Annotated in this window: 17 protein-coding genes; 8 read left to right on the forward strand and 9 right to left on the reverse strand. The window is 69.7% G+C overall.

Annotated features, from left to right (window positions below; all coding sequences use genetic code 11):
- Positions 1-270: 270 nt before the first annotated feature.
- Complete coding sequence (locus tag V6D49_RS16490) at positions 271-600, reverse strand: branched-chain amino acid transporter permease (RefSeq protein WP_340560594.1); 330 nt, start codon at positions 598-600, stop codon at positions 271-273.
- Positions 593-1,345, reverse strand: coding sequence for an AzlC family ABC transporter permease (locus V6D49_RS16495; RefSeq protein WP_340560596.1), 753 nt, complete (start codon positions 1,343-1,345; stop codon positions 593-595). The genes V6D49_RS16490 and V6D49_RS16495 overlap by 8 nt, the downstream gene beginning before the upstream one ends.
- Before the next feature lie 63 nt (positions 1,346-1,408).
- Between V6D49_RS16495 and V6D49_RS16500 the strand changes: the two genes are divergently transcribed.
- Complete coding sequence (locus tag V6D49_RS16500) at positions 1,409-1,864, forward strand: Lrp/AsnC family transcriptional regulator (protein WP_340560598.1); 456 nt, start codon at positions 1,409-1,411, stop codon at positions 1,862-1,864.
- Between the two features lie 15 nt (positions 1,865-1,879).
- Here the strand turns inward: V6D49_RS16500 and V6D49_RS16505 are convergent, their stop codons facing one another.
- From V6D49_RS16505 to V6D49_RS16525, 5 genes are all read right to left on the reverse strand, one after another.
- Positions 1,880-2,206, reverse strand: coding sequence for a DUF6087 family protein (locus V6D49_RS16505; protein WP_340560600.1), 327 nt, complete (start codon positions 2,204-2,206; stop codon positions 1,880-1,882).
- Between the two features lie 61 nt (positions 2,207-2,267).
- A complete protein-coding gene (locus V6D49_RS16510; protein ID WP_340560602.1) occupies positions 2,268-3,440 on the reverse strand; it encodes a methyltransferase in 1,173 nt (390 codons plus the stop codon).
- Positions 3,437-3,577, reverse strand: a complete 141-nt coding sequence (locus V6D49_RS16515; protein WP_340560604.1) for a hypothetical protein — start codon at positions 3,575-3,577, stop codon at positions 3,437-3,439. The genes V6D49_RS16510 and V6D49_RS16515 overlap by 4 nt, the downstream gene beginning before the upstream one ends.
- Positions 3,558-3,923, reverse strand: coding sequence for a hypothetical protein (locus tag V6D49_RS16520; protein ID WP_340560606.1), 366 nt, complete (start codon positions 3,921-3,923; stop codon positions 3,558-3,560). The genes V6D49_RS16515 and V6D49_RS16520 overlap by 20 nt, the downstream gene beginning before the upstream one ends.
- Entirely contained in the window at positions 3,920-4,312 is a 393-nt protein-coding gene (locus tag V6D49_RS16525; protein WP_340560607.1) for an ATP-binding protein, read from the reverse strand. Before V6D49_RS16525 ends, V6D49_RS16520 begins: the two co-directional genes overlap by 4 nt.
- Before the next feature lie 875 nt (positions 4,313-5,187).
- Between V6D49_RS16525 and V6D49_RS16530 the strand changes: the two genes are divergently transcribed.
- The 4 genes from V6D49_RS16530 (at position 5,188) to V6D49_RS16545 (ending at position 8,322) form a co-directional block, all read left to right on the forward strand.
- Positions 5,188-6,087, forward strand: coding sequence for a Tat pathway signal protein (locus V6D49_RS16530; protein ID WP_340560609.1), 900 nt, complete (start codon positions 5,188-5,190; stop codon positions 6,085-6,087).
- 32 nt (positions 6,088-6,119) lie between these two features.
- The gene (locus tag V6D49_RS16535; protein ID WP_340560611.1) at positions 6,120-6,611 is read left to right on the forward strand and encodes an SAM-dependent methyltransferase; all 492 of its coding nucleotides are present in this window, start codon (positions 6,120-6,122) and stop codon (positions 6,609-6,611) included.
- Positions 6,612-6,829: 218 nt separating this feature from the next.
- Entirely contained in the window at positions 6,830-7,447 is a 618-nt protein-coding gene (locus V6D49_RS16540) for a UTRA domain-containing protein (RefSeq protein ID WP_340560613.1), read from the forward strand.
- Positions 7,448-7,503: 56 nt separating this feature from the next.
- A complete protein-coding gene (locus V6D49_RS16545; protein ID WP_340564082.1) occupies positions 7,504-8,322 on the forward strand; it encodes a class I SAM-dependent methyltransferase in 819 nt (272 codons plus the stop codon).
- A gap of 441 nt (positions 8,323-8,763) precedes the next feature.
- On the opposite strand, the gene V6D49_RS16550 is transcribed toward V6D49_RS16545, so the two are convergent.
- Both V6D49_RS16550 and V6D49_RS16555 read right to left on the reverse strand, forming a co-directional pair.
- A complete protein-coding gene (locus V6D49_RS16550; RefSeq protein WP_340560614.1) occupies positions 8,764-9,594 on the reverse strand; it encodes a hypothetical protein in 831 nt (276 codons plus the stop codon).
- A gap of 416 nt (positions 9,595-10,010) precedes the next feature.
- The gene (locus V6D49_RS16555; RefSeq protein WP_340560616.1) at positions 10,011-10,484 is read right to left on the reverse strand and encodes a rhodanese-like domain-containing protein; all 474 of its coding nucleotides are present in this window, start codon (positions 10,482-10,484) and stop codon (positions 10,011-10,013) included.
- Between the two features lie 142 nt (positions 10,485-10,626).
- On the opposite strand from V6D49_RS16555, the gene V6D49_RS16560 reads away from it, so the two are divergent.
- The 3 genes from V6D49_RS16560 to V6D49_RS16570 all read left to right on the forward strand — a co-directional run bounded on the left by V6D49_RS16560 (position 10,627) and on the right by V6D49_RS16570 (position 13,394).
- Positions 10,627-11,073: an Lrp/AsnC family transcriptional regulator gene (locus V6D49_RS16560; protein ID WP_340560618.1), complete on the forward strand. Its 447-nt coding sequence runs from the start codon at positions 10,627-10,629 to the stop codon at positions 11,071-11,073.
- Positions 11,074-11,186: 113 nt separating this feature from the next.
- On the forward strand, positions 11,187-11,657 hold the full coding sequence (locus V6D49_RS16565; RefSeq protein WP_340560620.1) for a DIP1984 family protein: 471 nt from the start codon (positions 11,187-11,189) through the stop codon (positions 11,655-11,657).
- 453 nt (positions 11,658-12,110) lie between these two features.
- Positions 12,111-13,394 (forward strand): DUF7224 domain-containing protein, encoded by a 1,284-nt coding sequence (locus V6D49_RS16570; RefSeq protein ID WP_445330536.1) that lies wholly within the window; start codon positions 12,111-12,113, stop codon positions 13,392-13,394.
- Positions 13,395-13,495: the final 101 nt, after the last annotated feature.

The following is a 13,495-nucleotide window of genomic DNA, read 5'->3' on the forward strand; positions in this document are numbered from 1 at the left end:
CACATGAGGGCATGTCTACGGACGATCAGACGCTCACACTGTTCGGCGGGCGGTCTCCAGCCGAGTTTCAACCCCCTGGGACAGGTCATGCAGTGGGCCAGCGCCTCCACGACGCCCGTCGCCGCAACTCCTTCGGGGTCGGATACGCCGAACACGTGGGTACGCGCGGGTCCCCGACGGCACCGTGTGCACCGTGGCGACCAGCAGCGCCCCGTTCGCCTCCGACGCCCGGAGGAGTCCGGCGGTCTCCGGCCCCCGGGAGGCGCGTGGTCAGGCGCCGAACAGGGTGCTTGCCAGGGTGACGTGGGCGAGCGTGCCGCCGAGGATGCTGAGCAGGGCGTTGCGCCACCGCACGTGCAACCAGACCGTCACGGCCAGGGCCGCCAGCGGGGCCAGGGCGCGGGCCTGCGTCACCTCGACGTCGTGCAGGCAGTAGACGACGAGGATCACCATGACCCCGGCCGGCATCCGGGTGCTGAGGTACTGGACGGTGCCGCTCGCCCGCAGGGGCGCGAGGGCCGCGAAGGGCAGGGCCCGCAGGGCCCAGGTGACGGCGGCGGCGACGAGCACCGCCGTGACGGCGTAGCCGGTGTCAGGCACGGCCGGCCTCCCGACGGGCCGCCGCGTGCCGGGCCAGCAGTGCGGCGGTGAACAACGCGAAGGCGACGACCAGCAGTTGGTCCGGCGCGACGATCCACGCGAGCAGCGCGCTGCAGAGCGCGAGCAGCGGCGTCGGCAGGTCGTGGCGCCGCTCGCGCAGGGCGTCCAGGGCCAGCACGGTGAACAGCGCCGTCAGCGCGAACTCCAGCCCGACGACGCCGTCCGGGATGAGCGCCCCGAGCAGCGCGCCCGCCGTGGCGCCCGCGACCCAGTACAGGTGAAGGAGCAGCTGCACCCACAGCACCCGCTTCCCCGGCCAGGCCCGCGCCCCCGCCGTGCCGGTGAGCGCGTACGCCTCGTCCGTCAGCGCGAACGTGCTGTACGCCTTGCCGAGGCGGCCCCGGACCCGGTGCAGCGGGAACGACAGCGCGTAGAAGACGTGCCGGACGTTCACCAGGAACGCGGTGAGGGCGACCGTCGCCAACGGTGCGGCGGCACCGACCAGGCCGATGAGCAGGAACTCGAACGAGCCGCCGTAGATCAGCGCGGCGGACAGGCCCGCCCACCACCAGTCGAGCCCGGACTGCGTCACGAGCGCACCGAAGGCCACCCCGAGCGGAATGAATCCCAGGCCGACGGCGGCGGACTCCTCGACCGCGCGCCGCGCCTCCGACCGCCCCTGTCGCGCGGGCGCCGAGGGGCCGAACGCGGTCGGCCGATCGGCCACAGCAGTGCGTATACCCATGCCCGACACTTTAGAAAGAATCGCGCCTTATTTGGTGACCACACATGGCCGTACGATGCTCCTGTGAGCAATGAAGCACCTCTTGATGCCATAGACCGTGAAATTATCTTCCACCTGCGCCAGGACGGTCGGCTGACCAACGTCGAGCTGGCCAGGCGCGTCGGTCTGACGCCGCCGCCCTGCCTGCGCCGCGTCAAGCGCCTGGAGGAGAGCGGGGTGATCACCGGCTACCACGCCGTCATCGACCCCGCCGCGATGGGACGCGGCCTGGAGGTCCTCATCGACGTCGAGATCTACGCCAACGACCGCAAGACCGTCGAGGAGTTCGAGGACACGGTCGCCGCGTACGAGGAGGTCATCGAGTTCCGCCGCATGTACGGCCGCCCGGACTACTTCATCCGCGTCACCGTCGCCGACCACGCCGCCTACGAGGCCTTCCTCACCGGCAAGCTCAGCGGCCTCCCCGCCGTCCTCCGCCTCGAATCCCACCTGCCCATGAAGACGATCAAGACCTACTGAGACCCCTTCCCCGGCCTATGCCCCTCCTCGCCCGTCCGGCTCCCCGGCCCGGGGCTTCCGATGTCTCCCGCGCCCGGGCCGTAGCGGCTGCGCTCCCGACCCCGGCTGCCCGGAGGGCGCCTCCTCCACCTGCGGATACAGGACGGCCTTCGCCTCGGCGAGGCTCGCCGCGAACAGGTGCGGCTCCCACGCGTAGCCGTTCCACCGCTCGACGACGCGCGGCGCCTCCGGGTCGACGTGTGCCCCCTGCGGGCCCTCTCCGGTGACGGCGTTTACGGCACGCAGTCGGCCGATGCGCCCGTCCCGGCGTTCGGCCCAGTCCTTCAGCGGCTCGTCATCCACCGCGCCGCTCCTTCCGTCGACGGAACGCCCCACGTGACCAACGGCCGGCCCTGGCCACCCGTCACGCGCGGCGCGGAACCGTCCGGCCGGGATGCTCCAGCCAGGCGGTGTGGCGGCCGTCGGGGGTCACCGTCATGCCGAACGCCTCCGGGCCCGGCCGTCCCGCCTCCGCCCACCAGCGGTGGGCCGCCTCCACCTCCCGCCACAGTCGGCGCGGGCCGTGCTGCCAGACGGTGAACGTTCCCGCCTCCGCGCCGGTGACGTCGACCGCCGCCCAGGACGCGGCGTCCGTCGTCGCCACCCACAGGCGCGAGCGCACCCCCGGCACGTCCGGGTCGTGGTGCCAGGCCCACCACACGTCCGGCAGCCGGAGCCCGATCGCGAAGCCGGCCGCCCAGCGCTCCCCGGTGACGTCCCGGGGCGGGAGCGTCGACGTGGACTCCTCGGGCACGTGCGCGTCGCGGACCACGTCCCGGAAGATCCGCAGGTCCGTGCGCTGGCCGCGCATCAGCATGAACGCCGCGTGCGGCAGGAAGTGGCCCGAGGCCGAGCCGTCCAGCCCGACGGTGAGCCGCAGCAGCCCGAAGCAGAGCCACGGCGACTCCCACGGCGTCAGGATCACCCCGCCCGGTGCCACACCCGCGACCCAGCGCCCCGGCACCCGCCGCACCGAGCACGTCGCGACGAGGCGTTCCGCGCCGTCCGCCGCGACCGCCGCGCCGTCCCCCGTGACGACGCGCGGCTCCACGCCGACCGACGCCAGGTTGGCGCGCGCCCGCGCGGCCAGCCCGGCGTCCACCTCCACCGAGGTGACGAGCGACGAGCCCAGCCGGTGGGCGAGCAGCCCCGCGTTCCACCCGGTGCCCGTGCCCACCTCCACGACGCGCTCCCCGCCCTCCAGCGCCAGCAGGTCGAGCATGCGGAGGACAACCCCCGGGGCGGACGCGGAGGACGACGCCCACCGCTCGCCGTCCGGCCCCGGGTCCGCGCCGTCGTTGACCTGCGTGACGACGGGCGCGTCGGCGTAGGCCGCCCGCAGCCACGCCTCCGGCGCATCCGCCCGGCGACACGCGGTCAGGCCGTCGCCGAGCCACACCGTCCCCGGGAGGAACGCGTGCCGTGGCACGCCGTGGAACGCCGCCCGCCACTCGGGCGCGAGCGGACGCGTCGCGCCGAGCCGGTCGAGCAGGCCGCGCGCGGCGGCCCGCTCGGCGGCCCCGTACTCGTACGTCACCGCGCCTCCTTGCCCCGGTGCTTGGGCTCGCTCCGGGGGTGCTGGGTGTCCGGCGACGGCTTCGCCGTGCCGGGGTCCTTGCCTCCCGCGTGCTTTCCCTCGCCGCCGCTGCCGCCCTTACCGGTTCCCCATCCCATGGGACGTCTCCTCTCGTCGTTCCGTACCGCTTCGTTGTCCGGTGACCGGGACGGGCCGCAGCGTCAACTCCCACGCGCAGTCCCGGCCGACGTGGTGGCGGAACAGCGGCTCGCCGTTCTCCAGCCGCCGCCGCGTCTCGTCCCCCGCGGCCTCGCCGCTCCAGTCGCGGAAGACGCCCGCGACCTCGTCGTCGTCCCCGAGCGTCTCCGCCACGCACAGGGCCCGCTCGCGGGCCCAGCCCTGCACCTCGCGCGCCGCGAGCCCGAACGCGTCGCCCAGGTGGTACATCCGCGCCTCCGGCTCGCTCTGGTAGGCGACCAGCTCCGCCCGGTAGGCCCGCGTCACGTCCCCCACCCGCCGTGCCCGCCCCGCGCGTCGCCGTCCGGCGGACAGCGGAACCACACCGTCTTGCCCTCCCCGGTGCGGCTATGCCCGAACGCGGCGACCATCTGCCGTAACAGCCAGAGCCCCCGCCCGCGTTCGGCGTCCCACGCCGGTTCCGACACCACCGGCGGATGCGGCGACCGGTCCACGACGCGCACGACCACCGCGTCCCCGCACCGCTCCACCTCGATACGGCACCGCGTGTCCGGCACGTGCCGCACCACGTTGCTCAGCAGCTCCGACACCCCCAGCCGGGCCACCGCCACGGCCTCCAGCCCGCCGCCCAACCCCCTTACCGCGTCGGCCACTTCCCGCCGCCACCGCTCGACGTCCCGCGCCGTGACGGCCACGTCCCACACCCGGCGCGCGGAACACCGTCCCGGCCGCACGCCCACCCGGCCCCCTACCGTCCTCCCGCTCACCGCTCCCCCCCTCCGCCGCTCGGCGCCCGCCCGCCCGACGGGACACACGGCGCGGTGCCGCCGCAGCAACATCCGGCAGTCCACCGCCCCCGAGTGGTCCCCCCTCCGCCGCGCCCGCTCCTCCCTCTCCCGCCACCGCGCACACTCCACACACCCACTCATGAATACCTCCACAAAGCCGCACGAAGTCCCTCGCCACCCTTTGACGGCGGATACGCTTAGCGAACACCGAACGACACTGCGTGGGCACGCGGACGCGGTTGCGGGCATGGTGAAAGCCGTGAAAGATCACGCGACGAAGGAGCGCTGTGGCGCTGACCCCAGGTCGTAACAGCAAGCTCGAATCACACCTCGCCGAGGCGGGCTGGACCCACGCGCAACTCGCCGCAGCAGTCCTGCGCGTCGCGCGCGAGAACGGTGTACCGGACCTCCTGGGAATCGGGCGCTCACACGTTTCCCATTGGGTACGCGGCACCAAGCCGTCAGGACGTGCACCACAGGTCCTTTCCGAGGCGTTCTCGCGTCGGTTGGGCCGCTCCGTCACTCCGCTTGATCTCGGACTTGGGGACGGTGGAGATCTCCCTCCGTATGCCTCACTGTGGGATGCGGATACGCTGACTGCTCTGGCCGGACTCGGAAGGGCAGACCTCGACGTGGACCGCAGAGATCTCTTAGGGAAGGCGACCTACTCGGTTGCGGGTCTCGCCGTCCCAGCATCAACGTGGTGGCGACAGCAGGAACGCACGTCCCAGCCCAGCGGGGCTCAAGGTTCGCGTCGCATCGGTCAGGGAGAGCTCGACGCGGTGCACGACATGATCGAGCTGTTCCAGCGAGTTGACCAGCGTCGAGGAGGCGGGCACGCCCGTTCCGCCGTTGTCCAGTACCTCATGGCGGATGTGGCTTCCTACCTGCGGGGTTCCTACGCCGATGAGGGCGTTCGCCGTGGAATGCTTTCCAGCGCTGGAGAACTGGCCTATCTGGCAGGCTGGATGGCATTCGACAGCGGTGAGCACGGTACGGCGCAGCGCTACCTCCTGCTGGGCGTCAAGCTCGCCGCTGAAGCAGCCGATGCACCGTTGGCCGGGCACATCCTCCGCGCACTCGCGCACCAGGCCCTTGACCTCGGGCACCCGCGGCAGGCGCTACGGCTGGCCCAGGCATCGGTGGAAGGGGACCGGTATGCGAAGGCCACTCCGCGCGAGCGAGCGTTGCTGGAAGTAGTCCACGCCAGGACACGGGTCGCAACGGGTGACGGAGCAGGCGCTTCTACCGCACTGCTCCGTGCTGAGAACGAGCTCGCCGCAGCGGGCCAAGGCGACGACGAACCAGCACGTGTCTTCTTCTTCGGGGAAGCCTCACTCGCTCATGAGACCGCCTGCGCCTTGCGGGACCTCGGTGATCTGAAGAGTGCGCAGGACGAGTTCAGTCGCAGTGTCCGTACGAGGAAGGCGGCCACGTTCACCCGCACGCACGCCGTGACCCTGGGGTATCTGGGAGAGGTGCAGGCGCGCCAAGGAGACGTGGAGGAAGCCTGCGCCACATGGCACCGCGCACTGGACGCGATGGAGGGCGTACGGTCCGGGAGAACGCGACAGGTCGTGGTGGATCTCCGGAGAACGCTGTCGCCGTACCGGGGGCGACGGATTGGCGTCGCGCTGGAACTCGACGCACGAGCTGCCGTGCACCTGATGGGCACACACTGACCAGAAAACCACTCGCGGAGCGAGGAGTGCGCATGGGCGAAGAGAACTACACCGTGCAGGCGTTGGCCCACGTGGTGGGTGGTCGTGAGAAACCGACCGACGACTTCTGGGGCGGCACACGGGCCATCATCCGTATTGATGATCCTCGCTACACCTCTGACGCCACGAAGGGGCTGGAGGACTTCTCGCACCTGGAGGTCGTCTTCCGGTTCCATCTCACCGACCCCGACGACCTGCACCTCGGCGCACGTCGTCCTCGCGACAACCCCGCCTGGCCCGAGGTCGGCACCTTCGGGCACCGCAACATGCGCCGGCTCAACTGGCTCGGCGTATCGCGTTGCCGCCTGCTCGACGTGGACGGACTCGACCTGCACGTGGAAGATCTGGACGCGATCGACGGGACTCCTGTCCTCGACATCAAGCCCTGGTTCGCGGAGATGGGGCCTCGGGGCCCGCAGCACCAGCCGTCCTGGCCGACGGAGATGCTCACCGACTACTACGCCCCGTACCGCGACTCCCCCTGACCGGCCGGCGACCGCTGCCCTCTGTTCGCACCGACCGACCAGAAAGGCGAGCCATGCCCCTGCCCCCATCTACGGAAGGCGGCGCCGACCCGCGTGCGCCACACGTGCGAGCAGCCGCCGCGATGCGGGACGCGATCCTCTGCGGCACATGGCCCCCGGAAACGGCCCACCCCTCCACGTCCGAGCTGGCTCAGCTCCACGGGGTCCAGGAGTCCGCCATGGCGCAGGCGATCGCCCTCCTCATCGAAGAGGGCCTGCTCACGCCGAGTGGCCCCCACACCGACCTCTCCGTCCGACCGAGACGTCAGGAGACGGTGCGGCCCACTGACAGCGGGGCGCCGGTCGGGCCGGGGGAGCCGTACCGGTGGCTGAGCGTTGCAGAGCAGCAGGGCAAGCGCGGAACGATCACTCTGCTCGACGTCGCCGAGGTGCGGCCTCCGGCCGAGGTGGCGGAGGCGCTGGAGCTGGGCGAGACGGGCACGGCCGTGCTCCGACGCCAGCTCCTCCAGCATGACGGTGAGCCGGTGGAACTGGCTGAGTGCTACTACCCGATGGACATCGCGACAGGGACGGCGCTCGTCGAGTCACGCCGCATTCGCGGTGGCACGCCGACGCTGCTGGCGGGCCTGGGCCTGCCGCCGCGCCGGACGGTGGACCGCGTCTCCGCGCGGGTGCCGACCCAGGCGCAGTACGAGGCGCTGCGGCTGCCGGGTGATCTGCCGATTCTGCGTACGTTCCGCGTGGTCTACAGCGAGAGCGACGGCAGGCACCGTCCCGTCGAGGCGACCGTCATGGCCAAGGCCGGGCATCTGTACGAGGTGCAGTACGAGTTCTGACGCCAGGCGCTCAGGGCACCGCCCATGCTGCACCGGAGGTCGCCATACTGGCCGCCATATCGAACCCCACCCTTGCGCCCGAGGTCGAGCGCTTCTACGCCGAGGTGATCGATGAGGGCGCCCGGCTCAGCATGTCGGCTGACGGACGTCTGGAGCTGCTGCGGACGCAGGAGTTGCTGAGACGGTTTCTTCCGGCACCCCCGGCCCGGGTCCTGGACGTGGGCGGCGGCACGGGAGTGCACGCCCGGTGGCTGGTCGCCGACGGCTACGACGTGGAGCTGATCGACCCTGTGGTCCGGCATGTGGAGCGGGCGGCGCAGATCTGTGACGCTTCACTGGGTGACGCCCGAAAGCTGGTCGTTGCAGATGCCACGTACGACGTGGTGCAGCTCCTCGGCCCGCTCTACCACCTGCCCCACGCGGAGGACCGTCGACAAGCACTCGCCGAGGCGCGTCGGGTGGTCAAGCCGGGTGGGCTGGTGGCCGCAGCGGCGATCAACCGGTACGCGTCGCTGTTCGAGCACGTCACCTACGCGCACTTGCACGCTCCACGGCTTCGGGACTCCATTGCGACGATCCTTCGCACCGCCGTCCACGACGGCAAGCGTGGCTTCACACTCGCGTACTTCCACCGTGCCGAGGAACTGGCGGAGGAACTGCGGGATTCCGGGCTGAGAGACGTACAGGTCTACGGCATCGAGGGCCCGGCGTGGTCGGCCCTCAAGGCGGTGGAACAACAGTCGGGCACACGTCCGTCCGACGCCCTCTTCGACTCGGTACTGACGGCCGCCCGGATGGCCGAGCCGTACCCGGAACTCCTGGCCGCGAGCTCCCACCTCCTCGCCGTCGGCCGCGCGCCGGGAGCCGACGCGTAGCGACGGACGTGTGCCGCGCCCGGTCGATCAGGCCGAGCCCCCAACGGTGAACCGGCGGTGCGGCACAGCATGATCCGAGACGGTGCCGAAGGCGCGCCCGTACCGCTCCAGTGAGCGACTACCCGGTGACCGCGTTGCTCGTATTCCCGGTCAGGATGCGCTGCGGCCTCCGAACCTCAAGAGCAGCCACGTCGCACTGCTCATGGTGAAGATGAAAATCACCGGAATTATCGCTCCGCTACCGAATGCCGCAGAGCGCATTGTCGCTGAGGTGAACAGAGCCATGAGCAGGATCAGGGCGAAGGTGGCGCATGCGACCATGCCGGCGAGGAAGCGCACGACCGGAAGAGGGGCGGGTATCGTTCGGGCTGCCCGGGACACGGCCGCTCGCCGTGCTCCTCCTGCATGGTCGCGACCGTGTCCCGTCAAGTGAAGCCCCTCCTACAGAGTGCTGGCGACGCGGACCATGTCCACTTCGACCTTCTCGGTTGTTGAGCCGTCCTCGTTGTTCACGAACGTCCGCTCATGCTTGCCGCTGTCGTCCGGAGCCTGGGTGGGCGGAGTGCGGACCAGGCGAGTGTCCACCATGACCGGCTCGCCTGCCTCATCGGTGACGATGTCGCCGTTGGAGTCCGCGACCTTCGCCTTCCTCGGAAGCTTACTCAGGTCCACGGTACCGTCCTCGTTCACCCAGCCGGGCTGCCGTGATTCAGCCGCGGAGGTGGCACCCCAGCTCCCCAGGTCAGAGTGTGTACCCGAGTAGATCGGATTGTTGAACGTTGGTGTCCACCCGCCATCAGAGTGCATGGCTGAGTGGTTGTAGAGACCGTAGCTGGCGGGGCCGCACAGTCCCTCGGACGGTGCGTTCCAGTACAGATTCAGCGAGAAGGTCGGATTGCTGTTGTAGTAGGTCTTGTCCGTTCGGGCGCACAGCACCCAGTCGTTGACTGCCGTGGAGTACTTCCAGACCTGCATCCCGCCGGCCAAGTGGTTGATCGGCCGCTCACGCGGGAATTCGCAGTCGACGAACGGAACTATCTCGTTGTACCCGGACTCGGTCCACCCGTCGAACCGGCCACCGCCGCTCGATCCGTTGCTCACCTGGCTCTTGTTGAGCATGCAGTGGTTTCCGGAAGAATTGTGCCACTGGGTATCGGTCTCGTACACCGAGTGAGCGCTCGCGGATGTGGCCGTCGTCACGCACAATCCGAGAGCTGCCGCCGCAACTAACCCGATACGGGGTGAACGCCTGCGCCGTGCTGCGTTCTTCAAGTTTTCCTCCTTCTGAGTCCTCCCCCGTTGCGCGTAGCGCGCGTGCATGGTGTTTCCGAGAGTCTATTCGGGTGCAGAGCGAGGTTCTACCGGAATGCCGCCATCTAATTGTGGTAATTGGTATCCGGAGGCTTGTGTTCGATTTACCTGACGAGTTCAGGCGGTCGGTGTCTCTTGTGGGTCACGCAGCGCGGCTCACGGACGTCTCGGCCACCGGGTGCGCAAGCTCCTGATGGTGATCGCGTCAAGTTTCGGAGCGGGGCCTGCTGTTGTGGTCGGCGTGCGTGTGATTGCTGGACGTCCCGGCTGCGGGACAGTTCCACGTGCCGTCACTCCGCCGCTGAGCGTGCGACGGAGTGAACGGGCTGCCGGAGAAGCCTCGGCGTAGGCGGCGACGGGCGCCGAGAGCCGTGGGGTCAGCAGGCGCAGTGGCCGGTGGCGGGGGCGGTGAGGGGGTCGGGGGTGGGTTGTGCGGGGCCCTGGGGAGTCTCGTAGGCGAAGCCCTCGCGTACCCAGTACTCGAACCCGCCGAGCATCTCCTTCACCTGGTAGCCGAGTTCGGCGAGGGCCAGGGCGGCTCGGGTGGCGCCGTTGCAGCCGGGGCCCCAGCAGTAGGTGATGACGGGAACCGAGGGGGCGAGCAGGTCCGCGGCCTGTTCGGAGATCAGCGCGGTGGGCAGGTGGACGGCGCCGGGGATGTGTCCCTGGTCCCAGGAGTCCGGGGAGCGGGAGTCGAGGAGTACGAAGCCAGGGTCGGCGTCGGCCGCGAGTGCGGCGGCGACGTCGGACACGTCGGCGTAGAGGCGCAGTGAGCTGCGGAAGTGGGCGACGGCCTCGGCGGGGTCTGCGGGGGCGACGCGCAGGACGGCGTTCGGGACGGTCGTCGTCATGGTTCGGGCCTTTCCTGAGGCCGGGCAGCATGGCCCGGCTGACATGGACAACCGTGAATCTACGGAGCACAGGAAGGGTTTCGAAGGTCGATCCCACGGCCTGTTCTTGATCTGGCCGGGGAATCCCTGGAAGACTCCGCTTATGACCGGGCTTTCCCTCGACGCCATCGACTGGCGCATTCTCGACGTCCTCCAGCGCGACGGGCGGGCCAGCTTCGCCGACCTCGCGCGTGCCGTCTCCATGTCGGCGAGCGCGGTGACCGAGCGCGTGCGCAGGCTGGAGGAGGCGGGGGTCATCAGCGGGTATGCGGCGGTCGTGGACCCGGAGAAGGTCGGGCTGACGATCATGGCGTTCGTGCGGCTGCGCTACCCGAACAGCAACTACAAGCCCTTCCACGACCTCGTCGCGGTGATGCCGGAGGTCCTGGAGGCCCACCACGTGACCGGCGACGACTGCTTCGTCATCAAGGTCGCGGTGCGGTCCATGCGCCACCTGGAAGAGGTGACCGGCCGCCTCGGCGGCCTGGGTCCCGTCACGACGAGTGTCGTCTACTCGTCCCCCCTGCCCCGGCGCCCCGTCGGCCGCTGAAGCGGCCGTGCCACCGAGCGGCCGGAGGGCGGGCATCGTCAACCCGGAGCCGTGGACTCGAACCGTGTTCCGTATTCTCGGGCGATGTTGAGGAACAACAAGGCAACGGAACAGTGAAGCTCGCGGAAGCGTTGGCGGAACGGGCCGAGGCGGCGCGTCGTGTGGAGCAACTACGTACGCGCATCGTGAACAGCGCGCGGCATCAGGAGGGCGAGAGCCCGGCCGAGGACGCGGCCCAGTTGCTGAGCGAGGTCGGTGAGGTCCTGACCGGCCTCGAAGGGCTGATCAGGCGGATCAACCGCACCAACGCGGCAACGAGCATGGGCCGGGACGGCACACTCACCGACGCGCTCGCTCGACGGGACACGCTGCGGCTCCGCCACTCGGTGGTCACTGCTGCGGCGGACGCGGCGGCGGGTACGGGTGAGCGGGGATACGGTCGGCAACTCCGTTCCGAGTTGAAGATGCTCTCCGCACTCCCGGTTGCCGAACTGCGCCAGCAGGCTGACGTACTGGCACGGGAGATCCGGGAGCTCGATGTGCGCATCCAGCGCACGAACTGGGAGGTCGATCTGCTGGAGTGAGCGTTCTGGCAGAGCGCCACGATGTGGAGCAGGTAGTCGTCACGGAGGCGTGCACATACCGGGAGCCGGCGGATTCCGGCTCACTCCTGGCGCGTGGAGGGCAGCGCGGGGTTCGACTCCCCATCAACGGTGCAGCTCAGCATCGCGTACAGGTGACCGTGCACAACGCACAGCACATCACCGCGTGCAGATCCATGGTGACGAGGGCGGGCTCGGGGTTTCCACATCGACGCAGGGGCTGGGGAACGGGCCAACGTGTGGCTCACACAACGCCGGGAGGCGGCCGTTCCGCACAGGTGGGCTTCATCGGGGGATCGTCCGGATTTCCGGGTGGAGTGCGTGTGCCGCCCACGTCACACACCTTGCACGATGACACCACCCGGGCCGGCTGATCCTGCCGCGCCTCCGCACAGGGCACCCGGAGGCCCGTTCCTGCTGTCCATATGAGGCCTCATGCGATTCTCGACTTCTCTGCGTACCCACCCCGCCGTGCTGGCCATTCCCTTCATCGGCCTCTTCTTCGCCTACGTGTTTCTCACGAGTACCCGGAACATCGAGCATCTCATCGAGTTGCCGTGGGCGGCTCAGGCAGCGTCGTACGCGCTCCATGCCCCCGTTCCGATGGCCCTCGCTGCCGCGGCAGGGCTGAGCGCAGTGGAGGCGTCCCGGCTCAGGGCGCTCGGTACCTGGGAGGTGGGCGCCACTCAACCCACGTGGCGCATCGCAGCGCGACCGGTCCTCGTGACCGTCGTGTCCTTGTCGCTGCTGACCGGCGGAGTCATGGCAGGTGGGCTTTGGGTGGTCGGGGTGCTGCCCGATCTGTACGCACTGCACCTCCTGGCCATCGTGGTGGTTCTCCTCACCGCTCATGCCGTGATCGGCTTCGTGGTCGGGCGCCGACTTCACGCCCTGTACTCCGCACCCCTCGTATCGGTGGCGGTTTTCATCGGCGTCAGCTTTCCGCTCGGTACGGACCGGTTCTGGGCGCACCATGTCACGGGATCCATTGGGTGGGTGGGATTCGGCGAGGCCTACTCCCAGGCCATGACGGCAGCAGCGGTTCTGCCGACGGTCAGTCTGGCCCTTGCCTGCGTCGTGCTGGCTGGTCCGCGCGGGCATCATGTCCGCTCCGTCGCCTTGGCGCTCGCCATCGCAGTCGGCGGCCTGGCCGGTGCCTGGGGCATCACGCTGGACTGGCGCTCGGCCCCGCCTACCGCCAAGGGGTTGGCTCCTGTCGTCTGCGAGGGGGACGAACCCACGATCTGCCTGCCGGAAGCCGGCTCCGATCACATCGGTGACGTACACATCGAACTGCGCGCAATGGTTGACCGGTTGGCGGCCGGGGGGATCATCGTTCAGAAGCCCCGACGCATCACCGACATCTCCGTGGCAGACGTCCGAGAGATCGATACCGACGGGGAGGATTGGACGCTCGACCTGGTGCCTGGTAGCGCGCATCAAGTCCTTCGGGAGGGCGTGGCCATTTCCGTGGTCGGCACGCCGTGCGAGAAACCGAACTGGGACGTGCTGCACTTCAACACCCTCTGGGTGGCCCGAACCATAGGGGTCGAGAAGCACTACATGGCGTGGCTCGCCCGGGAGACCCGGGAGTTCAGCCAAGGCCAAACCAAGGAAGAGTTGCTGTCCGAGATGGCCAGAGTCAACGGACTGCCGCTACGGGAGCAGAGGCAGTGGTACGTCCAACAGCTTCAATCGGCCTGTGCGGGGGGTCGCTGACCATGACCTGGTGGCTACGGCAACGAGGCGTCCTGGGGCTGCTGCCCGGGGCTCTCCTCGCGTTCGTGCTGGGTGTCGGTATGACCGGTGGTGTGGCGGTG

The sequence above is a fragment of the Streptomyces sp. GSL17-111 genome (genome assembly GCF_037911585.1).
Lineage (GTDB): Bacteria > Actinomycetota > Actinomycetes > Streptomycetales > Streptomycetaceae > Streptomyces.

Excerpts from the sequence above, each read along its gene's own strand:
- V6D49_RS16515 (WP_340560604.1), bottom strand. The coding sequence starts at position 3,577 with ATGGGATGGGGAACCGGTAAGGGCGGCAGCGGCGGCGAGGGAAAGCAC.
- V6D49_RS16560 (WP_340560618.1), top strand. The coding sequence starts at position 10,627 with ATGACCGGGCTTTCCCTCGACGCCATCGACTGGCGCATTCTCGACGTC.
- V6D49_RS16495 (WP_340560596.1), bottom strand. The coding sequence starts at position 1,345 with ATGGGTATACGCACTGCTGTGGCCGATCGGCCGACCGCGTTCGGCCCC.
- V6D49_RS16570 (WP_445330536.1), top strand. The coding sequence starts at position 12,111 with ATGCGATTCTCGACTTCTCTGCGTACCCACCCCGCCGTGCTGGCCATT.
- V6D49_RS16555 (WP_340560616.1), bottom strand. The coding sequence starts at position 10,484 with ATGACGACGACCGTCCCGAACGCCGTCCTGCGCGTCGCCCCCGCAGAC.
- V6D49_RS16540 (WP_340560613.1), top strand. The coding sequence starts at position 6,830 with ATGGCGCAGGCGATCGCCCTCCTCATCGAAGAGGGCCTGCTCACGCCG.
- V6D49_RS16535 (WP_340560611.1), top strand. The coding sequence starts at position 6,120 with ATGGGCGAAGAGAACTACACCGTGCAGGCGTTGGCCCACGTGGTGGGT.